The following is a 21,941-nucleotide window of genomic DNA, read 5'->3' on the forward strand; positions in this document are numbered from 1 at the left end:
CCTCAGCAGACCTCTTCGAGATCCCGCCACTCCCGGCTGTCCGGGCTGTCCGCCACCCAGCCGTCCAGCAGCCCGCGCACCAGCCCGGGCGGGGCTGCGATCCCGCACTCCCGTTCGGGCACCCAGAGGGAGCCGGAACCGGCCGTACGGTGGCCCAGCGGGCCCGGGTGGCCCGGTTCGCTGTGGTCGTGCGGGTCCAGGTGCTCGCCCTCGCCCTCGTCGCTGAGCATGGTGCTCTCCGAGCAGGTGCGGCACAGCAGCCGGACCGAGGAGGACCAGTCCTCGGCGGCGAAGCCGGCGTCCGAGGCGAGCTGTTCCAGGGCGTCCCGGTCCGCCTCGGTCGCCGCCTCCAGCAGCACCACCCAGGTCGGCACCGGGGACGGCGCCCACAGCTCGATCTCGTCGAACACCGGATAGGACGGGCCGGCCGCGGTCACCCGCTCGCCGTGCGGGACCCCGTCGTGCAGGACCACCTCGCCCCAGCGCCGCCCCGAGGAGGGCAGCGGGATCGACAGGACCTCCATCCGGGCCGGGTCCAGCCGGCGGCCCCAGACCACCTCGGCCTCCCCCTCGGGGGACAGCCGGACGGCCGCGCTGCCGAGCTCCATGCCCACCGGTTCCGCGGAGCCGCCCGTGCCGTGCGGGTCGCCTGGCACCTTCAGCCCGTACGCCTGCCAGGCGCGGCGGGCCAGCGGCCAGTCCTGCAGGGCGGTCGCGGCGATGCCCACGTTCCACCAGTCGGGGGCGCCGGTCTCCCGGTCCAGCAGGGCGACGGCGCGCAGCCCGGCGGCCCGGGCCTGCTCCCAGTCGTGCCGGAACTTGTGCAGCAGCGCCAGGTTGAACCAGGACTCGGACAGCCAGGGCTCGAGGTCGGCGGCTCTGGTCAGCAGTGCGCCCGCGTCCTCGTACCGACCGTCGCCGATCAGCGTGAACGCGCGGTCGGTGGCCTGCCGCCAAGAGGCGGAGGGCCTGTGCCGTACCTTCCCGAAGATCCTCACGATTCCCGCCTGCCGGTCCAACGATTCAGCCTTGCGGACACTCTCCACTTCGCATCCAACCATGCCCACTCGGACGGCCGCTCATTACCCATGGGTTACCCCGGCCGAACAGCACTGATTCCATCACGTCGGAGAACTCGTGCCAGGCACTCGACGACTTCCGGCTGGTAGTCGCGGGCCGTCCCGAGGCGCAGCTGTTCGAGCGCTGCCAGTGAGCCGCTCGGGTGACGCGTCCCGCCCACCAGGTCGTCGTACGCGTTGGCCACCCGGACGATCCGGGCGGCCACGGGCTGCTCCCGGTACGGGTCGGCCTGCCGCTCGACGACCACGGCGACCTCGGCGGGCACCCCGGTCTGCCGGGCCACCTCGCCGCCGAGCTCGGCGATCCGGCGGGCCTCGGCGGCGGGCAGCGCGGCGGTGGCCCCGGCCGGCACCGGGTCGACCAGGGAGAGCTGGCCGATGTCGTGCATCAGGGCGGCGTACTCGACGACGGTGAGCTCGCGCTCCGACAGGCCCAGCTCGCGACCGACGGCGCAGCTCAGGGCGGCGACCCGGCGGGCATGGCCGGGCTGGGTGTAGCCGGCGATCTCGGTGGCCCGGGCCAGCGAGGTGATGGTCTGCCGGTAGGTGGTGCGGATCGCGGAGATCCGGCCGAAGGACATCTGGGTGAGCAGCAGCGGCACGCTGAATACGGGCAGGGCCCACAGGCCGGCCACGGCCACGCCGAGGGCCATCACCACGCCGGTGGCGCAGATCGCCGAGCCGATGCCGAGCAGGGCGCGCAGCTCGTCGCGGAGCAGCGGCCCGTACGGCCAGCCGGTCCGGGCGCCCGCCAGCGCGGCGGCGAGCACGGCGTCGCAGAGCGCGCTCAGGCCGAGCAGGCAGAGCAGGAACAGCACCAGGTACGGGCCCTGCCCGACCAGGTCCTCCAGCTTCCCCGAGTTGTAGAGGGGCTGGAAGCAGGCGGCGGCGAAGGCGACGGTGAGGACCCGGCGGGCCACGTGGTCCAGGGCCGGCCCGCGGCCGCGGGCGATGTGCGGGACGGACCCGGCCAGAGCGGCGGCGACCACCACGGCGACGATCTGGAGCACCCCGTGGTGGGTGGGGTTGCCGGCGTTCTGGCCGAGCAGGGCGTAGGCGAGGGCGCCGGCGGAGCCGAGCGGCGCGGGCTGCCGGTCGTCGGCGGGGAGGTGCCCGGACCGGTCCCGGGTGTCCCGGCGGGCGAGCTCCCCGATGGTGATCAGCACGCCGAAGGCGAGGGCGGTGCCGGGTTCGACGATGCCGTTCCACAGGGTGTGTCCGAGTCCGGCCGCGGTCAGGACGCAGGCGGCCCCGCGCACCGCCCAGACGGTGGCGTTCCTCATCGGCCGCCGGCCGTTCCGGCCCGCCCGGCCCCGGGGGTCTGCGGTGGAAGGCCGGTGGCGGCCGGGCCGGCGGTCGCGGCGGCCCCGGCCGTCCCGGTCGTCCCGGTCCTCCCGACGGCCGGGCGCGGCCGGCCCCCGGCCCGCACGGACGCGGAATGCACCCGGCCGCCGGCCGCCCCGCCCTGTCCGGGCAGTCCCGGCAGACCGGCGGAGGCCGTCCCGCCGGGATCGGGCGGAAGGGTCGGACCGGACGGACCGGGCGGACCGGACGGCGCGGACGGCGCGGACGGACCGGACGGGATCACCTGGAGGTCCTCGTCGGAGGTGACCACCGGATGCCAGCCGTGCCGGCGGACGGCAGCGGTCAGGGCCAGCACCATCGCCGGGTCGAACTGGGTGCCGGCGCACCGTTCCAGTTCGGCGAGGGCGACGGGGACGGGGCGGGCACGGCTGTAGGAGCGGGTGGAGGTCATCGCGTCGAAGGCGTCGGCGACCGCCACCACCCGGGCGGGTACCGGGATCTGCTCACCGGTCAGGCCGTAGGGGTAGCCGGAGCCGTCGACGCGTTCGTGGTGGTGCAGGATCGCCGACCGCGCCTCGCCGAGGAAGCCGATCCCGCGGACCATCTCGTGCCCGTACTCGGGGTGCAGCTCGATGATGCGGCGTTCCTCGGGGGTCAGGGGTCCGTCCTTGCGCAGCAGCCGGGTGGGGACACCGAGTTTGCCGACGTCGTGGAGGATTCCGGCGATCCGGACCACTTCGAGCCGGTCCTCGGCCAGGCCGAGTTCCCGGGCGATCATCGCGGAGGCCTGGCCGACCCGTTCGCTGTGTCCCCGGGTGTAGCGGTCCTTGATGTCGACGGCCTGGACCAGGGCGCGGATGGTGGCCTGGTGGGCGGCGCGCTCGCGGTGGTACTGGGCGAAGACCCAGCAGGAGAGGTACACGGGCAGCAGTACGGCCAGCGCGGCCGGCGGCCCGTACGGGCTGCGCCACATGACGGCCATCATCAGTCCGGCCAGGCCGTGCACCAGGTGCGGGGCGATGGCGGGGGTCCCCCCGGACGAAGTCCGGGGGAGGGTCGGCAGCCCGCGCCAGGCGGTCGCTGCGGGGAGCCGCTCGGCGGCGGCCAGGATGCCTCCGTCCAGGGCGGTCAGCACCAGGCAGAACACGAGTGCCGCGGCGGCGGCCGGGAGCATGACGTAGGGGAAGTCGGCCACCCAGGCGGCCGGTCCGGATCCGGATCCCCCGGAGCCGGAGCCCGGCGGTCCGCCGTCGAGCGCCTCCGGGCCGCCCAGCAGCGCGTAGGCGTGTCCCGCGACCCAGGCGGCTATGGACTGCTGGGCCGCGTGCCACACCCTGCGGACCCCGGCGGGCCGCAGGGTGGTCCGGCCGGCGAGCGCTCCCGGGACCGCGACGAGCGCGGCGGCCTCGGGCGGCAGCAGGAAGACGGCGGCGAACACGACCGGGAAGAAGGAGCCGATGCCCTCGGGCACCCGGCCGCCCAGGACCGGGCAGACCTTCACCAGTTCGCAGCCGAGGTAGAGCGCGCCGAGCAGGACCACGGTCTGCCCGGGCACGGTGCCGGGGTCGGCGAGGGCGGGCGCGAGGCAGGCGAGCGCCGCTGCGACGGCGCAGAGGATGTAAACGCGCGCCCTCGGCGGAAGTACCCGCATTGGCGCTCTCCTCCCCCGGTGCTCTCGCGAGCAAGTCGGGTACCGAATGAAACCGGTGCCGAGGGGGGAGAATATGTGGGCCTCCGTCGCAGACGGGCCACATTTTCGTATTACGCCGTAAGGAGTCCCCCGGATTAGCCCCTTCGGGTGAATGAAGAGGCGTTCCGGGGGAGGGTGTTCAGCCGGTGGCAGGTCCTGTCGCGGCCGGACCCGCCGTGATGTCTTCGTCCGGCACGACCTGCCCGGAGCGGATCAGCTCGATCCGCCCCATCACCTTGGACCGCAGGTCGGACGGCACGTCGTCCGACCCGCAGCAGCGCTTCACCAGCTTCTTCACGGCCTGTTCCAGGCCGTACTTCTCCAGACAGGGGTTGCACTCGCCGAAGTGCGTTTCGAACTTCGTGCAGTCACTGTCGGGCATCTCGTGGTCAAGGAACTCATAAAGGTGGTCCAGGACCTCAGAGCACTCCGTTTCGTGCGGCTCTCCGCAGCTCATGAGCCTGAGCCTTTCCGGTCGTTCGACTCTCCCGCGCCGGCGGGGACCAGCCCGCGCTCACGGGCATAGTCCTCCAGCATTCCGCGGAGTTGACGGCGGCCACGGTGCAGTCGCGACATGACTGTACCGATGGGTGTACCCATGATGTCCGCGATCTCCTTGTACGCAAAGCCCTCTACGTCGGCGAGGTAGACGGCGATGCGGAACTCCTCCGGAATGGCCTGCAGCGCTTCCTTCACGTCCGAATCGGGCAGGTGGTCGAGCGCCTGCGATTCGGCCGAGCGCAGTCCGGTCGACATGTGCGACTCGGCACGCGCCAGCTGCCAGTCCTCGATCTCCTCCGCCGCGCTGCGCTGCGGCTCGCGCTGCTTCTTGCGGTAGGAGTTGATGAAGGTGTTGGTCAGAATGCGGTACAGCCACGCCTTCAGGTTGGTGCCCTCACGGAACTGGTGGAAGGACGCGTACGCCTTCGCGTACGTCTCCTGGACCAGGTCCTCGGCGTCGGCCGGGTTGCGCGTCATGCGCAGCGCGGCGGAGTACATCTGGTCCAGGTAGCCGAGGGCGTCGCGTTCGAAGCGCGCGTTGCGCTCCGCGGTCGTCTCCTCCGCCTGGCCTTCGTCGGTCCCGGTAACAGGACCCACCTCCTCCGACAGCGTGGCGGATCCGAATGCGGACCCACTCGAATCGGAGAATAGTCGACCATCCCGGCCATCCGCCGCCCGGAGGGAGGCGTGCTTGGCCGCGGGCAGGATCGCCCACTCCAGGTCAGCGGCCTGCGGGCGGTTCGGGCTGATGACCTGGGTCATGCGCGCATCCTTTCCTCTTGGCGGTGCTGTACGTATCGACATCCGGCACAACCAAGGGGTGGGGCGACGCATTCCCGGGCCGGCCGCGGGTACGACCGGAATGCCCTGTTCCGTCAGCCCCCGGCGGAATCCGGGGGCCGGAATGTGTCAGGTCCGGGCGGCATCCGGGCGGCCGCCGGGCGCCGGAAGCCGGTCCAGCCAGTCCCCCACCGCCCCGGTGACCTGGGCGAGGGCCTGCTCCTGGGTCTGCTCGGCCCGCTTGGGCACAGCCAGCCCGTGATCCCCGGCGGCCACCTCGACCAGGTCGTACGGGCCCTCGGGGAACTCCTCGGGGCGGCCGAAGGGGTCCCGGCCACCCTGCACCACCAGGACCGGCACCCCGGCGTCGACGGCTCCGGTGAGCTCCTCGGCCCGGGACTTCTCCGGCTTGCCCGGCGGGTGCAGCGGGAACGCCAGGGCCAGTACCCCGGCCGCGCCCAGCCCGGCGGCGGTCCGGCAGGCCACCCGGGCACCGGCGCTGCGGCCGCCGGCCACCACCGGCAGTCCCGGCCGGGTGAGGGCGGGCCAGAGTCCCAGCCAGCCCTCGTCCAGCACCTTGGGGGCGGCGGCGACCTTCTTGCCGGCCACCCGCCAGGGCTGCTCCACCAGGGCGACGGTGACCCCCCGGGCGGGCAGGGCGGCGGCCAGCGCCTGCAGGTCGCGGGCCTCGATGCCGCCGCCGGCCCCGTGGCTGACGGCGAGCACCAGGCGGGCCCCGGGTGCGGGGTGCCAGGTGATGCGGGCCTCGCCCGCCGGGGTGCCGACGGTCTCGGTGGTCCGGGGAGTTCCGGTGGTCTGGGTGTGCCCGGTGTGTCCGGTGTTCCCGGTTCGCGTGCTCATCAGAACAGGGTGCCCTCTTCGGGTGCCTCCAGCTCCGTCAGCAGCTCCGGTCCGTTGTTGCGGACGTTGCTGACGGCGGTGGACACCGGGTAGGCCCGCATCAGTCCGCCCGGCGGCGGCTCCAGCAGCTTGCGCAGGGAGCCGTCGACGTCGGTGTCGGCCGGGTTCAGCCAGGGGTCCCAGCGGTCCGGGGTGAGCATCAGCGGCATCCGGGGGTGGATGTCGGCGAGCGAGCCGGGGCCCTCGGCGGGGGCCACGGCGAGCGGGCCGGCCTCGGCATCGGTGGTGATCACCGAGCAGGTCACCCACCAGGACAGCGGGTGGTCGTCGGGCAGGGTGCGGTCGCGCCAGAACTCGTAGATCCCGGCCATGGCGAAGACCGAGCCGTCGGCGGGCAGCACGAAGTAGGGCTGCTTGCGGGGCCGCTTCTTCTTCCCCTCGACCTCCAGCTGCCGCTCCTCGCCGCCGGTGACCCACTCGTAGTAGCCGTCGGCGGGGATGAGGCAGCGGCGCTGCGCGAAGGGCCGGCGGAAGGAGGGCTTCTCGTGCAGGGTCTCGGACCGGGCGTTGATCATCCGGGCCGCGCCGTCGGGGTTCTTGGCCCAGGACGGGACCAGCCCCCACTTGAGGACCCGCAGCTGGCGAACCGGACGGGGATCCGGCGCGTCTTTGAGGGGACGGTCGAGTACGACGTGGACCTGCTTGGTCGGGGCCACGTTGTAGTCGGGGGCCAGGGTCTCCTCCGGCTCCCACTTCTCGACCCCGAAGAGTTCCACCAGGTCCTCGGGCCTACGACTGGATGCATAGCGTCCGCACATGGCTGCCACACTGCCATGGCACTCGACCACCACCGCAAGGAGCCCGCCACCCCATGGACATATCAACCGCGGGAAGCCTGTGGGACCGGCTCACCGGCCTGCAGGAGGCACCCGCGCAGTGGCTGGTGCTGGTGACCGCGGCGGCCGCGCTGGCCGTCGTACTGCCGCGCGGCCCGTGGCGGCTCTCCCGGAACGCGATCACCATCGCGCACGAGGGCGGACACGGGCTGGTGGCGATACTGACCGGCCGCCGGCTGGACGGGATCCGGCTCCATTCGGACACCAGCGGGCTGACGGTGAGCCGGGGCCGGCCGACCGGGATCGGGATGATCCTCACGGCGGCCGCCGGCTACACCGCGCCCTCCCTGCTGGGCCTGGGCGGGGCCTGGCTGCTGTCGGCGCACCGGATCACCCTCCTGCTGTGGGCGGCGACCGCCCTCCTGCTGGCCATGCTGGCGATGATCCGGAACGCGTACGGGGCCCTGACCGTGGTGCTGGCCGGCGGGGCGTTCCTGCTGGTGTCCTGGCTGGCCGGGACCGAGGTGCAGGCGGGGTTCGCGTACGGGGTGGTGTGGTTCCTGCTGCTGGGCGGGGTCCGGCCGGTGTTCGAGCTGCAGGCCAAGCGGCGGCACGCGGGGGCACCCGATTCCGACGCAGACCAGCTGTCCCGGCTCACGAACGTGCCGGCCGCCCTGTGGCTGTTCCTCTTCCACGCCGTCTCGCTGTGCTCGCTGATCGGCGGCGGCCGCTGGCTGCTGGGCCTCTGAGCGGACCGGCCGGGCTCGGACAACAGGGTCGGGCAGCGCGAGAGGGTCCGCCCCGAACAACTAAAGTGAGGGCCATGACCGAGACCCCCGCGCCTCCCGCCCTCTGGCCCGCCCCGCTCGCGGACGGAGCCGTCCGTGCCACCGTCACCGTGCCGGGGTCCAAGTCGGTGACCAACCGGGCGCTGGTGCTCGCCGCACTCGCCTCCGAGCCGGGCTGGGTCCGCCGCCCGCTGCGCTCGCGCGACTCCCAGCTGATGTCGGACGCGCTGCGCGCCCTGGGCGTGGGCATCGAGGAGACCGTGTCCTCCAGCTCGGCGGGCGCCACCGGGGAGAGCGGCGAGGCCTGGCGGGTCATCCCGGCCGCGCTGCACGGCCCGGCCACCGTGGACGTCGGCAACGCCGGCACCGTGATGCGCTTCCTGCCGCCGGTCGCCACCCTCGCGGCGGGCGACATCCGCTTCGACGGCGACCCCCGGTCGTACGAGCGGCCGCTGGGCCAGGTCATCACCGCGCTGCGCACCCTCGGGGCCCGGATCGACGACGACGGCCGGGGCGCGCTGCCCATGACCGTGCACGGCGGCGGGGCGCTGGAGGGCGGCACGGTCGAGATCGACGCCACCAACTCCTCGCAGTTCGTCTCCGCGCTGCTGCTCTCCGCCCCGCGGTTCAACCAGGGCGTCGAGGTCCGGCACGTGGGCAGCAACCTGCCCTCGCTGCCGCACATCCGGATGACGGTGGAGATGCTGCGCGCCGCGGGCGCCCAGGTGGACACCCCGGAGGCGGGCGGCGAGAAGAACGTGTGGCGGGTGGCGCCGGGCGCGCTGCTGGGCCGCGACATGGTGGTCGAGCCGGACCTGTCCAACGCGCAGCCGTTCCTGGCCGCCGCGATGATCACCGGCGGTACGGTCACCATCCCGGACTGGCCGCGCCGGACCACCCAGCCCGGTGACGCGCTGCGGGAGATCTTCACCGAGATGGGCGGTTCCTGCGAGTTGACGGATGCGGGCCTGGTCTTCACCGGTACCGGCCGGATCCACGGCATCGACGTGGACCTGGGCGAGGTCGGCGAGCTGACCCCGGGGATCGCGGCGGTGGCCGCGCTGGCCGACTCCCCGTCCACCCTGCGCGGGGTGCAGCACCTGCGGCTGCACGAGACGGACCGGCTGGCTGCCCTGACCAAGGAGATCAATGAGCTCGGTGGCGACGTCACCGAGACGGCGGACGGTCTGCACATCCGTCCGCGCCGCCTGCACGGCGGGATCTTCCACACCTACGACGACCACCGGATGGCCACTGCGGGTGCGGTGATCGGCCTGGCGGTGGAAGGTGTGCAGATCGAGAACGTGGCGACCACCGCGAAGACCCTTCCGGACTTCCCCAGGATGTGGACGGACATGCTCTCGGGAGCTGGAGAGTAGCGCGATGCGCCGGTACGGCAAGCACACCGACGAGGACGACATCCGGTCCCGCCCCAACCCGAAGGGCAACCGGCCCCGGACGAACATCCGGCCGAAGCACGAGGACGCCTCCGAGGGCTTCGTCCTCACGGTCGACCGCGGGCGGCTGACCTGCCTGGTCGGCGACCGCACGGTCCACGCGATGAAGTCCAGGGAGCTGGGCCGCAAGGCGGCGGTGGTCGGCGACCGGGTCTGGATCGTCGGCGACCTCTCCGGCAAGAAGGACACCCTGGCCCGGATCGTGCGGATCGAGGAGCGCAAGTCCGTCCTGCGGCGCACCGCCGACGACGACGATCCGTACGAGCGGGTGGTCGTGGCCAATGCCGACCAGCTGGCGATCGTGACGGCGCTGGCCGATCCGGAGCCGCGGCCGCGGATGATCGACCGCTGCCTGGTGGCGGCGTACGACGCGGGGCTGGAACCGCTGCTGGTCCTCACCAAGTCCGATCTGACCTCCGCGGACAAGATCCTGGAGATCTACTCGACGCTCGGCGTGAACTACGTGGTGACCAACCGCGAGGAGCTGGCGACGGGCGATGCGGCCGACAAGGTCCGCGAGCGCCTGGAGGGCCGGATCACCGCGTTCGTCGGCCACTCGGGGGTCGGCAAGACCACGCTGGTGAACTCCCTGGTGGCGCCTGACCGCAAGCGGGCCACCGGGGTGGTCAATGCGGTCACCGGGCGCGGCCGGCACACCACCACCTCGGCTCTGGCGCTGCCGCTGCCCGGGATGGAGGGCTGGGTCATCGACACGCCGGGCGTGCGCTCCTTCGGCCTGCACCACGTGGACCCGTCGCGGGTGATCCTGGCCTTCCCCGACCTGGTGGAGGGTACGGAGGGCTGCCCGCGGGCGTGCAGTCACGACGAGCCGGACTGCGCGCTGGACGACTGGGCGGCGGAGGGCCATGCGGATCCGGCCCGGCTGTACTCGCTGCGGCGGCTGCTGGCGACGCGGGAGCGCCGCGAGGGCGACTGACGGCCGCCCGGCCTTCGTGGCTTCCCGGCCCACCCGGCCTGCCCGGCCGGACGTTTGCCGGACGCCGTGTCTGGTAAATGCATAATCGCACCAAGTGGCGCGAGGCCTAGGCCGAAACCGTGTCACGTGACGCGGGGAGGCATTCGACATGGCGTGGCTGCTGGTCGTGGTCGCGGGAATCCTGGAGACCGGTTTCGCGGTCTGTCTGAAGCTGTCCCACGGGTTCACCCGGCTGTGGCCGACGATCGCCTTCGCGTGCTTCGCGCTCGGCAGCTTCGGCCTGCTCACCCTGGCACTGAAGAAGCTGGACGTCGGCCCCGCGTACGCGGTGTGGACGGGCATCGGCGCGGCCGGGACGGCCATCTACGGGATGGTCTTCCTGGGCGACCTGGTCTCCACCCTGAAGATCGTCTCGATTTCGCTGGTGATCATCGGGGTGATCGGCCTCCAGCTCTCCGGCTCGTCCCACTGACGGCGGCACACCTCCTACGTCCCGATCAGCTCGCGCAGCCCGTCCGCGGGGACGAGGACGTACGACAGGGCCAGCCGCACGACCAGCTCGCACCGCTGCGGCGAGGTCCCGCCCGGGGCCGTCGCCGCCGACGCGCGCTCGCACACCGCGCGGGCGAGGTCCGTGGGGCCGGGCGGCGGGCCCGGCGTCGGCAGCCCCGGTCCCCAACAGCCGGTCAGCAGGGCGCGCAGCAGGGGGTGGGCGCGGGCCGAGCGGACGATCCAGTCGGCGAGTGCCAGGAGGCGTTCGGCCGGGTCCGCGGGGGCGGCCAGGGCCCGGTCGACGCCGTCGAGGTACCGGTCGGCCTCCCGCCGGACCAGGGCGCGGCCGAGGCCCTCCTTGTCGCCGAACTCGTTGTAGAGGGTCTGCCGGGACACCCCGGCGGCGGCCGCCACGTCGACCATCCGGACGGCGGGCCACGGCCGTGCCGCCAGTGCCGCTCCGGCCGCCTCCAGCAAGGACTCCCGCGCTGCCGGCATCTCGCCTCCCGCTGGCTCCGGAACCCGGCCTTCCCGCCAGAGTTGACGGACCCGCAGACCGTGTCAAGAGAGCCTGTGTGGTCCGGTCGCAAGGGTGCCGATACTGTTCGGCCATGCCCGAGTATGACGATGATCTGCGCCTCGCCCACGCCCTCGCCGACGCCGCCGACGCGGTCACCATGGACCGCTTCAAGGCTCTCGACCTGAAGGTGGAGACCAAGCCGGACATGACCCCGGTGAGCGAGGCGGACACCGCCACCGAGGCGGTGATCCGGGGGCTGATCGAGGAGGCGCGGCCGGCGGACGCGATCCTGGGCGAGGAGTACGGGCTCGTCGGCAGCGGCGCGCGGCGCTGGGTGGTCGACCCGATCGACGGAACCAAGAACTACGTGCGGGGCGTGCCGGTCTGGGCCACGCTGATCTCCCTGATGGAGGCGGACGAGAACGGCCGGTTCCGGCCGGTCGTCGGTGTGGTGTCCGCGCCGGCGCTGGGCCGCCGCTGGTGGGCGGCCGAGGGTTCCGGCGCCTTCGCCGGCGGCAGCCTGGCCGAGGAGACCCGTATCGGCGTCTCCAAGGTGGCTGCCATGTACGACGCCTCGTTCGCCTACTCCTCGCTGAGCGGGTGGGAGGAGCAGGGCCGGCTGCCGGGCTTCCTGGACCTGACCCGGGCGTGCTGGCGGACCCGCGGCTACGGCGACTTCTGGCCGTACATGATGGTGGCCGAGGGCTCGCTGGACCTGTGCGCCGAGCCGGAGCTCAACCTGTGGGACATGGCCGCGATCGCGGTGGTCGTCACCGAGGCCGGCGGCCGTTTCACCAGCCTGGACGGGGTGGACGGGGTGGACGGCGGCAACGCGGCCGCCTCGAACGGGCAGCTGCACGAGGAGATGCTCGGGTACCTGCGCCCGCGCGGCTGAGCCGGGGCGGCTCCGGCCCGCGCGTTTTTCACCGAGCGTGCCCCCTTGATGGCACGGGGTGTGCGTGGGAATCTGAGAATCCTCCGCTTGTGCGCTTGTGAATTCCTTCTCTAAGCGCTCCGCCGAAGCGGGGGGTCTCACCCAGGAGGTGGCACTCTTGCTCGTCCGTGACGCCATGAGCACCGTGATCCTCACCCTCGGCCCCGCCCACACCCTCCGGCAGGCCGCCGGACTCATGTCCGGCCGCCGCATCGGGGCGGCGGTCGTCCTCGATCCCGACCGCAGCGGCATCGGCATCCTGACCGAGCGCGACATCCTCAATTCGATCGGCGCGGGGCAGGACCCCGACCGGGAGACCGTCGGGGCGCACACCACGAACAACGTGGTGTTCTGCACCCCTGACGCCACCCTTCAGGAAGCCGCCGAGGCGATGGCCAACGGCGGCTTCCGGCATCTGATCGTGCTGGAGCACGGCGGGCCGGTGGGCATCGTGTCCGTCCGCGACATCATCCGCTGCTGGGTCCGCAGCGGCAGCCACACGATGGCCGCGTAGCGGGCCGGCCCCGAGAACGGCGGCGGGCCGGAACCCCGAGGGGTTCCGGCCCGCCGCTCTGCTACGACAAGCGGATCCGTCAGCCGCGCAGGGCCTGGACCGCGGCCTCCAGCCGCTTGCCGAAGTCACCGTCCGCCTGGCGGAAGTTGTTGATCGCGCGCTCGGCGATGTCGTCACGGGAGACCTTGGCGATGAAGCCGGACAGGTTCTCGATCAGACGGGACTTCTCGTCCTCGGACATCAGGCGATAGAGGTTGCCCGCCTGGACGAAGTCGTTGTCCTCCCGGTGGATCGGCGCGGCATGGTTGCCGGTGCCGCCGGTGACCGGGGTGGACTGCCACAGCGGGCGGTCGGTCTGGAAGGGGCCGCCGAAGGAGTTCGGCTCGTAGTTCTTCGCGCCCTTGTGGCGGCCGTCGTACAGGAAGCCGTCACGGGAGTTGGTGCGCGCCTCGGTGGCGTGCGGGCGGTTCACCGGCAGGTGGTCGGCGTTGATGCCGACGCGGTAGCGGTGGGCGTCGCCGTACGCGAAGAGACGGCCCTGGAGCATCTTGTCCGGGGACGGACCGATGCCGGGAACGAAGTGCGCCGGGGAGAAGATGCTCTGCTCGACCTCGGCGAAGACGTTCTCCGGGTTCCGATTGAGCTCCAGCTTGCCGATCTCGATCGGGGGGTAGTCCTCGTGCGGCCACACCTTGGTGAGGTCGAACGGGTTGAAGCGGTACTCGGCCGCCTCGGCCGCCGGCATGATCTGGACCTGCACGGTCCAGGTCGGGAACTCGCCGCGCTCGATGGACTCGCGCAGGTCGCGCTGGTGGGAGTCGGGGTCCTCGCCGGCCAGCTTGTTGGCTTCGGCCTGGGTGAGGTTCTTGATGCCCTGGTCGGTCTTGAAGTGGTACTTGACCCAGAAGGCCTCGCCGGCCTCGTTGTTCCACTGGAACGTGTGCGAGCCGTAGCCGTTCATGTGGCGGTAGGACGCCGGGATGCCGCGGTCGCCGAACAGCCAGGTCACCTGGTGGGTCGACTCGGGGCTCAGGCCCCAGAAGTCCCACACGTTGTCGGCTTCCTGCGAACCGGTGTAGGGGTCGCGCTTCTGGGTGTGGATGAAGTCCGGGAACTTGATGGCGTCCTTGATGAAGAACACCGGGGTGTTGTTGCCGACGAGGTCGTAGTTGCCCTCTTCGGTGTAGAACTTCAGCGCCCAGCCGCGGGGGTCGCGCACCGCGTCGGCCGCGCCGAGGTTGCCCGCGACGGTGGAGAAGCGCAGGAAGGTCTCGGTCTGCTTGCCGACCTCGGAGAGGAACTTGGCCCGGGTGTACCGCGTGACGTCCGCGGTCACGGTGAAGGTGCCGTACGCGCCGGCGCCGCGGGCGTGCACCACGCGCTCCGGGATGCGCTCGCGGTTGAAGTGCGCGAGCTTCTCCAGCAGCAGCTGGTCCTGGACCAGGACCGGACCGCCGGCGCCCGCGGTCTCGCTGTTCTGGTTGTCGGCAACCGGAGCCCCGGCCTCCGTGGTGAGCGGTCCCTGCGTCACGTGTGTCTCCTGCGTCGTCTGCCGACAAGTCCTGTCCGTGGCGTTTGCCGTAACCGATCCTACGATGGACTTTGTCTAAGTCAAGTAAGCATCCAACTCCGCACTGGTTCGTGATCTACACCCAGATCCAAGCGGGATTCCACCGCTGTTAGGCTGGCGCTTATGAGTGACCTGCTGGAACGACTCCGCGGACGCGGCTGGCGCATGACGGCACAGCGGCGTGTCGTCGCCGAGGTGCTCGACGGTGACCACGTTCACCTGACGGCCGACGAGGTGCACGCGCGCGCGGTGGCCAAGCTGCCGGAGATCTCCCGGGCGACCGTCTACAACACGCTGGGCGAGCTCGTCTCCCTGGGCGAGGTCCTGGAGGTCTCCACGGACCGCCGCGCCAAGCGGTACGACCCCAACGCCCACCGGCCCCACCAGCACCTGGTCTGCGCCCAGTGCGGCGCGATCCGCGACGTGCACCCCGCGGGCAACCCGCTGGCCGACCTGCCCGATTCGGAGCGCTTCGGCTTCACGGTCGAGGGCGTGGAGGTCACGTACCGGGGCATCTGCCCGAACTGCGCCGCAGCGTGAAAAGCGCGGGCCCTCGGGCCCGCGCCCGCCCCCCGGCCCACACCGCTCTTGCACGGATACGACACGGAATACGACTCAGGGCCCGGATCCATTGGATCCGGGCCCTGAGTCTTCAGTAGCGGGGACAGGATTTGAACCTGCGACCTCTGGGTTATGAGCCCAGCGAGCTACCGAGCTGCTCCACCCCGCGTCGGTAAACCCCACGTTACGTGAAGCCACCCGACCAGCGCAAATCGCTTGGCCGACGGCTCAGGCGGAGAGCTCCTCCGCCAGCGCCTGGCGGAGCCGCGCCGCGCGCTGGGAGACCTCCGCGGGGCCCAGCTCCATCGCCCGGGCACACCACTTCTGGCCCTCCGCGAGGTCCCCGTGCCGGGCGGCCAGCAGGCCCAGCCTCAGCGCGGCCCGGCCGTGGCCGGCCACCGCCGCCCGGGTCCACCACAGGGCGGCCTCCGGCTCGGCACCCTCCCGGGCCAGCAGCAGGCCGAGGTTGAACGCGCCGTTGCGGGAGCCGGCCTCGGCCGCCTCCCGGTACCAGCGGGCGGCCGTGCCGAGGTCGCCCCGGCCCGCCGCCAGCATCCCGACCCGCACCTGGGCGCGCCGGTGCCCCTGCTCGGCGGCCCGCTCGTACCACTCCTCGCTCTCGCTGCGCGCGGCCGCGACCGGCTCGCCCAGCGCCGGCGGCTCCGGCGGCGGGGCCAGCGACTCCAGCAGCGAGGCCAGCCGGAACGCCGCCTCCGCGCTGCCGCCGCCCGCCGCGCAGCGCAGGTGGCGCTCGGCGGCCCGTTCCTCCCCGTCCCGGACCAGCGCGATGCCGACCTGGAGGGCGGCATCGGTGTGCCCGGCCGAGGCAGCCCGCTCGTACCACTTCAGCGCCGTGCGGTCCTCGTCCCGGCTGGCGAACAGGATGCCCAGGTTGAAGGCCGCGTCCACGCTGCCCGCCTCGGCCGCCTTGGAGAACCACGGCTCGGCGCCGGCCGCGTCCCCGCCCTGCAGCAGCAGGATGGCCAGCGCGTTGGCCGCCTCCCGGTGGCCGGCGTAGGCGGCCCGGCGGTAGAACTGCTCCGCCTGCGCCGTCCGCTCCTGCGCCGCGCACAGCAGGGCGAGGTTGTAGGCCCCGTTGTGGTCGCCGGCGTCCATGGCGGCCCGGTACCACTTCTCCGCCGTCTGGGTCTCGCCGCGTGCCGCGTGCAGGGCGCCGAGGGCGTTGGCGGCGTTGCCGTCGCCTTCCTGGGCGGCCCGGTGCCACCAGGCGGCCGCGCTGTCCTCGTCGCCGGCGTCGCGCAGCAGGAAGCCCAGGGCGCAGGCCGCCCGGGCCTCGCCCTGCTTGGCGGAGGTCAGGTACCAGCGCCCGGCCTCCTTGAGCTCGCCGCGGGCCTCCAGCAGGTTGCCCAGGTGCAGGGCGGCCCGGCGGTGTCCGCGCGCGGCGGCCTGCCGGTACCAGGCCTCGGCCTCGGCGGGCTCGCGCAGGCGCAGGATGCGGGCGAGCCGGTAGGCGGCCTCCCGGTGGCCCTGCTCGGCGGCGGCGCGGAGCCAGCGCTCGGCACCCGCGTCGCCGCGGTGCTCCAGCAGGTCGGCCAGCCCGTACGCGCCCAGGGCATGGCCGGATTCCGCCGCCTGGCGCAGCCAGTACTCGGCGGCGGGCTCGTCCCCGCGCTCGCGGTAGTGCCGGCCGAGGGCGTGCGCGGCGGGGGCGGATCCGGCGACGGCGGCGACCCGCCACCAGCCGGCGGCCTCCTCCGGGTACCCGCGCTGGTGCAGGAGTACTCCGAGGTTGTTGGCGGCGGCGCGGTCGCCCTCGGCGGTGGCACCCCGGAGGTAGGGCTCGGCACCGTCCAGGTCACCGCGGCGCAGCAGCAGCGCGCCGAGCACGCTCATGGCGCCCGGGTCGCCCTTGTCGGCGGGGCCCCGGTGCCGGGCTTCCAGCTCGGCATCGCTGACCGCCTCCGCATCGGCCTCTGCGAACACGTCGGCCACGGCCACCGCATCGGTCAGTGCGGTCTCCGTGTCCTCGGTCGCGGCCGGCTGTGCCACCCCGGTGCCTTCCGTGCCCTGTTCGGTCTCCGCCCGCACAAACCGCCCTGTCTCCAGCAGAGTTGACCTGTCCCCCATAAATCCCATCGTCGCATCACCTGCTACCCGCGTACACCTGGTATGTCGCAGCCAGTGAGGTCACTTCAGCGTTTTGTCGACATGCCCACAGAGTGACAAGTCAAACACGCGCCACCGACAACTCACCCGTTCGGACAAGCGGCAGGACATGACGAAGGCCCGGATCCCAAGGATCCGGGCCTTCGTTTTCAGTAGCGGGGACAGGATTTGAACCTGCGACCTCTGGGTTATGAGCCCAGCGAGCTACCGAGCTGCTCCACCCCGCGTCGGTGAAACCACAGTATCACGACGCGGAACGGGTTCTTTCCTCCTGCTGTCCCCCGGCCTGCGGGCTAGCCGCCGGGCTTGGGCGCCTGGAGCTTCGCCTCCGCCTCGATCGCCCGCTTCAGCGCGGCCTCCAGCTCGTCCTGAGCCTTGCCGTAGGCGGCCCAGTCGCCGGCCTTCATGGCCTTGTCGGCGTCGTCGACGGCCTTCTGCGCGTCGGCCAGCGCCTGCTTGACCGTGGGGTCCTGGGCGGGCGGCGGCTGCGTGGTGCCGTCGCCGGGCGGCGTCGTCGGCGGGGGCGTGGTCGGAGCCTGGGCCCCGAAGACCACGTTCAACGCCTTCTCCAGGGTGTCCTCGAAGGCCGTCGCCTCGCCGTAGGTCACGAGGACCTTCTTCAGCAGCGGGTACTTGAGGCCGCCACCGCGGACGTACACCGGCTCGACGTAGAGCATGCCCTTGTCGAGGGGGACGGCGAGCAGGTTGCCGTACTCCACCTGGGAGTCGCCGCGGCTCAGGATGTTGATCTCCGTGGCGATCTCCGGCTTGGAGTTGAACCTGGCCTGCACCAGCTTCGGTCCGTCGACCGGGTTGGCGGTGGGCAGCTTCAGCACTCTGATCTTGCCGTAGTCGGGCGTGCCCGGATCGGCGTTGACCGACATGAAGCCGCTCAGGTTGTCGCGCCCGTTCGGCGTGAACGTCGTGGTGAGCGAGAAGACCTGGTTCGGATCCTTCTGGCCCGGCATCTTCAGGGAGAGGTAGTACGGCGGCACCGCGTTCCCCTCCTTGTTGGTCGGGTCGTCCGGCACCGACCACACCTCGCTGCCGCTGAGGAAGGTCTGCGGGTCGGTCACGTGGTAGCGGGTCAGGAGCTCGCGCTGGACCTTGAAGAGGTCCTGCGGGTAGCGCAGGTGCTCCATCAATGCCTGCGGGATGTCCTTCTTGGCCTTGACCGTGCCGGGGAACGCCTTCATCCACGTCCTGAGCACCGGGTCCTGGCTGTCCCACTGGTACAGCTTCACCGTGCCGTCGTAGGCGTCGACGGTGGCCTTCACCGAGTTCCGGATGTAGTTGACCTGGTTCTCCTGCGCGACGACCGCGCGCTGGGAGTTGGTCAGCGAGTCCGCCGTGGTGTCCCCGAGCGTCGTACGGGAGGCATAGGGGTAGCCGTTGCTGGTGGTGTAGGCGTCCACGATCCACTGGATCCGGCCGTTGATCACCGCCGGGTAGGCGGCGCCGTCGATCGTCAGCCAGGGGGCGACCGCCTCGACCCGCTCCTTGGGCGTCCGGTTGTACAGGATCCGCGAACCCTCGCCGATCGCGCCCGAGTAGAGGATCTGCGGCTCGCTGAAGGCGAGGGCGTAGGCGGCCCGGTTGAGCGGGTTGCCGAGGCTGACACCGCTGTCGCCCTGGTAGGTGGTCTCCTTCTCGCCCTTGTCGTCGGCGTAGTCGAGCTCCTTCTGCGGGCCGCCGACGATGGAGTACTGCTTGGTCTGCTCGCCGTAGTAGATCCGCTGCTCGTACTTCCCGAGGTCGCCCGAGGACGGCAGACCGGACTCCGTGAACACCGGCGTGCCGCCGGAGGCGACCTCGGTGCCCTTGGCCGCGACCACGCCGAAGCCGTGCGTGTAGCGGAAGTGGTCGTTGATCCAGTTGTTCTTCGGGATGCCCGCGAGGTTGAGCTCGCGCAGACCGATGACCGTGTCCTGGCCCTTGTACCGGTCGACGGCCAGCGTCGACGGGAAGCCGTAGTAGCCCTTGTTCTGCTGGAGCTGCTGGAAGGCCGGGGAGACGATGTTCGGGTCGAGCAGCCGGACGCTGGCGGTGGTGTTCGCGTCCTGGCGGAGCTGGTTCTTGTCCGCCTTGGGGTCCGGCACGCCCGCGTAGTCCGTCACATCGGTCTTGTCGATGCCGTAGGCGTCACGCGTCGCCTTGATGTTCTTCTCGACGTACGGCGATTCCTTCGCCTGCTCGTTCGGCTGGACCTGGAACTTCTGCACGATCGCCGGGTACAGCCCGCCGATCAGGATGGCCGAGAGCACCATCAGGCCGAAGCCGATGACCGGCAGCTGCCAGGTGCGGCGCCACAGCGTCGCGAAGAACAGCGCGGCGCAGATCGCGGCGATGCAGAAGAGGATGGTCTTGGCCGGCAGGTAGGCGTTGGCGTCGACGTACCGCAGGCCGGTCCAGTTGTCCGAGGCCTTGAAGTCGCTGGACTTCACGGCGAGGCCGTACCGGTCCAGCCAGTACGCGATGGCCTTGAGCGTGACGAAGAGGCCGAGGAGCACCGACAGGTGCCCGGTGGCCGCGGCGGTGGCGCGGGCGCCCGGGCTGGTCACCCGCAGGCCGCCGTACAGGTAGTGCACGACGGCGGCGGCGATCAGCGAGAGCACGATGGCCGCGAAGCCGAAGCCGAGCAGGAAGCGGTACCAGGGCAGGTTGAACGCGTAGAAGGACACGTCCAGGTTGAACTGGGGGTCCTTCTGCCCGAAGGGCACCCCGTTGACCCACATCAGCCAGGTCTTCCACTGGCCGGCCGCGGAGGCCCCGGCGATCAGTCCGACCAGCACGGAGATGCCGAGCAGCAGCCACTGCTTGTACGGGGCGATGCTCATCCGGTACCGGTCGAGGCTCTGCTGCTCCATCGACATGGCGGCCAGCGGCGGCCGCAGCCGGTGGGCCAGCCAGATGTTGAACCCGACCGCGCCGGCCATCAGCAGGCCGAAGACGCCGAACAGGCCGATCTTGGTCCACAGCGTGGTCGTGAAGACCGTCGAGTAATTGACCGAGCGGAACCAGAGCCAGTCGGTCCAGAAGCCCGCGAACATGATGAAGAGCATGACCAGGACGGCCAGCACGCCCAGGGTCATGAGGAGAGTGCGGGCCCGCCGGGACGGGCGGCCGACTCTGATCCGTGGCCCGGAGGGGCCTCCGCCGCGGTCCGGCATCTGGAAAGCCAAGGTGCGCACCTCGAAGTCGCTGTGTGTCTTGTCGGGGCCCCCGATCGTAGAGCCCACTCATGCAACTTACTGAGGCTTTAGTCAGTTCCCGGTATCCGGTCGAAAGGAGGCAGGATGTTGCCCATGTCCAACCTTTCCTCCTCCGGCACTCCCATGGCGGCCAGCCCCCTGACCCGTGCCTGCCTCGAAATCGACGAGTACGCCGCCGGTCTCGGCTGGGACCAGCCCGCCCGTCTCTTCGCCCTCGTCGACACCGCCAAGCTGCGCAAGCAGGAGCCGCGGCTGGCCACCCAGCTGGGTCTGGACCAGGACGACGCGGGCAAGACGCAGTACACCCCGATCGAACAGGACGAGCTGCCGGCCGGCACCCCGCTCGACAAGTTCCTCGGCACCGTCGCCTGGCCGGACGCCGTCGTGGGCTGCGCGCTGACCGTGGAGCGGCTGATGCTGCCGCCGTCCGCGGAGGCCGCCGTACCGACCGGCCTCAGCGAGAAGGAGCTGGCCAAGTGGGTCGCCGGGCACCCGGAGCGGCAAGAGGTGCGGCTCACCGTGGCGGTGCTGCGGGACGGCTCGCGCGAGTCGGCCGTACGGCTGCGGGAGAAGGACTCGGCGAGCGAGGTGCTCACCGGGGCCGGGCTGGTCCCCGGGCTGGCCGAGGCCCTGGCCGCGACCTTCTCCTAGCGCTCGCGCCCGGCACCGTCAGTTGACGGTGCACTGCGGGAGGGCGGCCGTGTCCCCCTTGCTGATCTTCTCCAGCGACTTGGCGGCGTCGGCGATGGTGTCCACCTTGACCAGGGTGAGGCCGTCGGGGATGTTCCTGGCCGCGGAGGCGCAGTTGTCGGCCGGCGTCAGGAAGTACCGGGCGCCGGCCTCCCGGGCCCCGATGGTCTTCATCTGGATGCCGCCGATCGGGCCGACCTTGCCCTCGTCGTCGATGGTGCCGGTGCCCGCGACGAATTTTCCGCCGGTGAGGTTCTCCGGGGTGAGCTTGTCGACGATGCCGAGGGCGAACATGAGGCCGGCGCTCGGGCCGCCGACGTCGGTGAGCTTGATGTCGATGGGGAACGGGAAGGTGTGGTCGGTCTCCGCCCGGATGCCGACGATGGCGTGCCCGTCCCCTTCGGCCTTGGCGGTGGTGAGGAGCACCTTCTCCTCGCTCTCGGGCTCCTTGCCGGCCTTTTCGGCGGCGGCCGCCTCCTTGGCCGGGACGACCGTGAATTCGACCTTCTCGCCGGCCTTGTGCTTCGTGACCAGCTTGGCGACGTCTCCGGGGGCCTTCACCGGGGTGCCGTCCACCGCCTTGATCACATCACCGGCGTGCAGCCTGCCCTCCGCCGGGCTGCCCTTGACCACGGAGAAGACGGCGACGCGCGCCGTGACCGGGATGCCGAGCTGCTTGAGGGCGGCGACCTTCGCGCTCTCCTGCGACTGGCTGAATTCCTCGGCGTTCTCCTGCGTGGATTCCTCGTCCGTCTTGCCGTTCGGGTAGAGGTTCTCGTGCGGGACCACGATGTTGTCCTTGGCGATCCAGCCGTAGACCGCCTCCAGCAGGTTCATGTCGTACTCCGCGCCGGTGACCCGGACGGTCGTCATGTTGAGATGCCCGCTGGTGGGGTATGTCTTGCGACCCGAGATCTGGAGAACGGCCTCTCCGCGGGCTTCACCGAGTGTGTTGTACGTCGGGCCCGGGCTCATCTCCGAGTACGGGACCTTGATGAACACCCCTGCGCAGAGCAGCGCGAACAGCATGAGCGTGGAGGCGAGCATCGTCGCGGTGCGGCGTGGCATGGAACGACAGTACGGGAAG

Annotated in this window: 20 protein-coding genes and 2 tRNA genes; 8 read left to right on the top strand and 14 right to left on the bottom strand. The window is 71.7% G+C overall.

The window, feature by feature from the left end; genetic code table 11:
• Nucleotides 1-2: 2 nt before the first annotated feature.
• From AB0447_RS04190 to AB0447_RS04220, 7 genes are all read right to left on the bottom strand, one after another.
• Nucleotides 3-998, bottom strand: coding sequence for a hypothetical protein (locus AB0447_RS04190; protein ID WP_366474896.1), 996 nt, complete (start codon nucleotides 996-998; stop codon nucleotides 3-5).
• 95 nt (nucleotides 999-1,093) lie between these two features.
• Nucleotides 1,094-2,362, bottom strand: coding sequence for an HD domain-containing protein (locus tag AB0447_RS04195; RefSeq protein ID WP_366474897.1), 1,269 nt, complete (start codon nucleotides 2,360-2,362; stop codon nucleotides 1,094-1,096).
• Nucleotides 2,359-4,035 carry an HD-GYP domain-containing protein gene (locus AB0447_RS04200; RefSeq protein ID WP_366474898.1) on the bottom strand — a complete coding sequence of 559 codons (1,677 nt, stop codon included), beginning with the start codon at nucleotides 4,033-4,035 and terminating at the stop codon, nucleotides 2,359-2,361. Before AB0447_RS04200 ends, AB0447_RS04195 begins: the two co-directional genes overlap by 4 nt.
• Before the next feature lie 178 nt (nucleotides 4,036-4,213).
• Nucleotides 4,214-4,531, bottom strand: a complete 318-nt coding sequence (rsrA, locus tag AB0447_RS04205) for a mycothiol system anti-sigma-R factor (protein ID WP_366474899.1) — start codon at nucleotides 4,529-4,531, stop codon at nucleotides 4,214-4,216.
• Complete coding sequence (locus AB0447_RS04210) at nucleotides 4,528-5,337, bottom strand: sigma-70 family RNA polymerase sigma factor (protein ID WP_366474900.1); 810 nt, start codon at nucleotides 5,335-5,337, stop codon at nucleotides 4,528-4,530. The genes rsrA and AB0447_RS04210 overlap by 4 nt, the downstream gene beginning before the upstream one ends.
• A 147-nt stretch (nucleotides 5,338-5,484) precedes the next feature.
• On the bottom strand, nucleotides 5,485-6,216 hold the full coding sequence (locus AB0447_RS04215) for an alpha/beta family hydrolase (protein ID WP_366474901.1): 732 nt from the start codon (nucleotides 6,214-6,216) through the stop codon (nucleotides 5,485-5,487).
• A complete protein-coding gene (locus AB0447_RS04220; protein ID WP_366474902.1) occupies nucleotides 6,216-7,034 on the bottom strand; it encodes an SOS response-associated peptidase in 819 nt (272 codons plus the stop codon). The genes AB0447_RS04215 and AB0447_RS04220 overlap by 1 nt, the downstream gene beginning before the upstream one ends.
• Nucleotides 7,035-7,087: 53 nt before the next feature.
• Between AB0447_RS04220 and AB0447_RS04225 the strand changes: the two genes are divergently transcribed.
• The 4 genes from AB0447_RS04225 to AB0447_RS04240 all read left to right on the top strand — a co-directional run bounded on the left by AB0447_RS04225 (nucleotide 7,088) and on the right by AB0447_RS04240 (nucleotide 10,706).
• Nucleotides 7,088-7,801 carry a M50 family metallopeptidase gene (locus AB0447_RS04225; protein WP_366474903.1) on the top strand — a complete coding sequence of 238 codons (714 nt, stop codon included), beginning with the start codon at nucleotides 7,088-7,090 and terminating at the stop codon, nucleotides 7,799-7,801.
• A gap of 74 nt (nucleotides 7,802-7,875) precedes the next feature.
• Nucleotides 7,876-9,219, top strand: a complete 1,344-nt coding sequence (gene aroA / locus AB0447_RS04230) for a 3-phosphoshikimate 1-carboxyvinyltransferase (protein ID WP_366474904.1) — start codon at nucleotides 7,876-7,878, stop codon at nucleotides 9,217-9,219.
• 4 nt (nucleotides 9,220-9,223) lie between these two features.
• Nucleotides 9,224-10,234: a ribosome small subunit-dependent GTPase A gene (rsgA, locus tag AB0447_RS04235; protein ID WP_366474905.1), complete on the top strand. Its 1,011-nt coding sequence runs from the start codon at nucleotides 9,224-9,226 to the stop codon at nucleotides 10,232-10,234.
• A 148-nt stretch (nucleotides 10,235-10,382) separates the two neighbouring features.
• A complete protein-coding gene (locus AB0447_RS04240) occupies nucleotides 10,383-10,706 on the top strand; it encodes a multidrug efflux SMR transporter (protein WP_366474906.1) in 324 nt (107 codons plus the stop codon).
• Nucleotides 10,707-10,720: 14 nt separating this feature from the next.
• On the opposite strand, the gene AB0447_RS04245 is transcribed toward AB0447_RS04240, so the two are convergent.
• Nucleotides 10,721-11,224: a TetR/AcrR family transcriptional regulator gene (locus tag AB0447_RS04245; RefSeq protein ID WP_366474907.1), complete on the bottom strand. Its 504-nt coding sequence runs from the start codon at nucleotides 11,222-11,224 to the stop codon at nucleotides 10,721-10,723.
• 113 nt (nucleotides 11,225-11,337) lie between these two features.
• Between AB0447_RS04245 and hisN the strand changes: the two genes are divergently transcribed.
• Together hisN and AB0447_RS04255 are read left to right on the top strand one after the other, a co-directional pair.
• Nucleotides 11,338-12,141, top strand: coding sequence for a histidinol-phosphatase (gene hisN / locus AB0447_RS04250; RefSeq protein WP_366474908.1), 804 nt, complete (start codon nucleotides 11,338-11,340; stop codon nucleotides 12,139-12,141).
• 157 nt (nucleotides 12,142-12,298) lie between these two features.
• A complete protein-coding gene (locus tag AB0447_RS04255; RefSeq protein ID WP_366474909.1) occupies nucleotides 12,299-12,694 on the top strand; it encodes a CBS domain-containing protein in 396 nt (131 codons plus the stop codon).
• A gap of 79 nt (nucleotides 12,695-12,773) precedes the next feature.
• Here AB0447_RS04255 and AB0447_RS04260 read toward each other — a convergent pair whose 3' ends face one another.
• On the bottom strand, nucleotides 12,774-14,225 hold the full coding sequence (locus tag AB0447_RS04260) for a catalase (protein ID WP_366474910.1): 1,452 nt from the start codon (nucleotides 14,223-14,225) through the stop codon (nucleotides 12,774-12,776).
• A gap of 162 nt (nucleotides 14,226-14,387) precedes the next feature.
• Here AB0447_RS04260 and AB0447_RS04265 point away from each other — a divergent pair, with 162 nt between their 5' ends.
• A complete protein-coding gene (locus tag AB0447_RS04265) occupies nucleotides 14,388-14,804 on the top strand; it encodes a Fur family transcriptional regulator (RefSeq protein ID WP_366474911.1) in 417 nt (138 codons plus the stop codon).
• Between the two features lie 116 nt (nucleotides 14,805-14,920).
• Here AB0447_RS04265 and AB0447_RS04270 read toward each other — a convergent pair.
• The 4 genes from AB0447_RS04270 to AB0447_RS04285 all read right to left on the bottom strand — a co-directional run bounded on the left by AB0447_RS04270 (nucleotide 14,921) and on the right by AB0447_RS04285 (nucleotide 20,143).
• Nucleotides 14,921-14,994: transfer RNA gene (locus tag AB0447_RS04270), tRNA-Met, on the bottom strand.
• A 59-nt stretch (nucleotides 14,995-15,053) separates the two neighbouring features.
• Complete coding sequence (locus tag AB0447_RS04275) at nucleotides 15,054-16,922, bottom strand: tetratricopeptide repeat protein (RefSeq protein ID WP_366474912.1); 1,869 nt, start codon at nucleotides 16,920-16,922, stop codon at nucleotides 15,054-15,056.
• Nucleotides 16,923-17,105: 183 nt separating this feature from the next.
• A tRNA-Met gene (locus AB0447_RS04280) sits at nucleotides 17,106-17,179 on the bottom strand.
• Between the two features lie 66 nt (nucleotides 17,180-17,245).
• On the bottom strand, nucleotides 17,246-20,143 hold the full coding sequence (locus tag AB0447_RS04285) for a UPF0182 family protein (protein WP_366475091.1): 2,898 nt from the start codon (nucleotides 20,141-20,143) through the stop codon (nucleotides 17,246-17,248).
• Between the two features lie 105 nt (nucleotides 20,144-20,248).
• Between AB0447_RS04285 and AB0447_RS04290 the strand changes: the two genes are divergently transcribed.
• Nucleotides 20,249-20,815, top strand: coding sequence for a PPA1309 family protein (locus AB0447_RS04290; RefSeq protein WP_366474913.1), 567 nt, complete (start codon nucleotides 20,249-20,251; stop codon nucleotides 20,813-20,815).
• Nucleotides 20,816-20,833: 18 nt separating this feature from the next.
• On the opposite strand, the gene AB0447_RS04295 is transcribed toward AB0447_RS04290, so the two are convergent.
• A complete protein-coding gene (locus AB0447_RS04295) occupies nucleotides 20,834-21,922 on the bottom strand; it encodes a PDZ domain-containing protein (protein ID WP_366474914.1) in 1,089 nt (362 codons plus the stop codon).
• Nucleotides 21,923-21,941 lie beyond the last annotated feature (19 nt).

The sequence above is a fragment of the Streptomyces sp. NPDC051211 genome (assembly GCF_040689505.1).
Lineage (GTDB): Bacteria > Actinomycetota > Actinomycetes > Streptomycetales > Streptomycetaceae > Streptomyces.

Excerpts from the sequence above, each read along its gene's own strand:
- AB0447_RS04240 (WP_366474906.1), top strand. The coding sequence starts at position 10,383 with ATGGCGTGGCTGCTGGTCGTGGTCGCGGGAATCCTGGAGACCGGTTTC.
- AB0447_RS04290 (WP_366474913.1), top strand. The coding sequence starts at position 20,249 with ATGTTGCCCATGTCCAACCTTTCCTCCTCCGGCACTCCCATGGCGGCC.
- rsgA (WP_366474905.1), top strand. The coding sequence starts at position 9,224 with ATGCGCCGGTACGGCAAGCACACCGACGAGGACGACATCCGGTCCCGC.
- AB0447_RS04200 (WP_366474898.1), bottom strand. The coding sequence starts at position 4,035 with ATGCGGGTACTTCCGCCGAGGGCGCGCGTTTACATCCTCTGCGCCGTC.
- hisN (WP_366474908.1), top strand. The coding sequence starts at position 11,338 with ATGCCCGAGTATGACGATGATCTGCGCCTCGCCCACGCCCTCGCCGAC.
- AB0447_RS04275 (WP_366474912.1), bottom strand. The coding sequence starts at position 16,922 with ATGGGATTTATGGGGGACAGGTCAACTCTGCTGGAGACAGGGCGGTTT.
- AB0447_RS04295 (WP_366474914.1), bottom strand. The coding sequence starts at position 21,922 with ATGCCACGCCGCACCGCGACGATGCTCGCCTCCACGCTCATGCTGTTC.
- AB0447_RS04220 (WP_366474902.1), bottom strand. The coding sequence starts at position 7,034 with ATGTGCGGACGCTATGCATCCAGTCGTAGGCCCGAGGACCTGGTGGAA.
- AB0447_RS04195 (WP_366474897.1), bottom strand. The coding sequence starts at position 2,362 with ATGAGGAACGCCACCGTCTGGGCGGTGCGCGGGGCCGCCTGCGTCCTG.
- AB0447_RS04210 (WP_366474900.1), bottom strand. The coding sequence starts at position 5,337 with ATGACCCAGGTCATCAGCCCGAACCGCCCGCAGGCCGCTGACCTGGAG.
- AB0447_RS04215 (WP_366474901.1), bottom strand. The coding sequence starts at position 6,216 with ATGAGCACGCGAACCGGGAACACCGGACACACCGGGCACACCCAGACC.
- rsrA (WP_366474899.1), bottom strand. The coding sequence starts at position 4,531 with ATGAGCTGCGGAGAGCCGCACGAAACGGAGTGCTCTGAGGTCCTGGAC.
- aroA (WP_366474904.1), top strand. The coding sequence starts at position 7,876 with ATGACCGAGACCCCCGCGCCTCCCGCCCTCTGGCCCGCCCCGCTCGCG.
- AB0447_RS04265 (WP_366474911.1), top strand. The coding sequence starts at position 14,388 with ATGAGTGACCTGCTGGAACGACTCCGCGGACGCGGCTGGCGCATGACG.
- AB0447_RS04245 (WP_366474907.1), bottom strand. The coding sequence starts at position 11,224 with ATGCCGGCAGCGCGGGAGTCCTTGCTGGAGGCGGCCGGAGCGGCACTG.
- AB0447_RS04225 (WP_366474903.1), top strand. The coding sequence starts at position 7,088 with ATGGACATATCAACCGCGGGAAGCCTGTGGGACCGGCTCACCGGCCTG.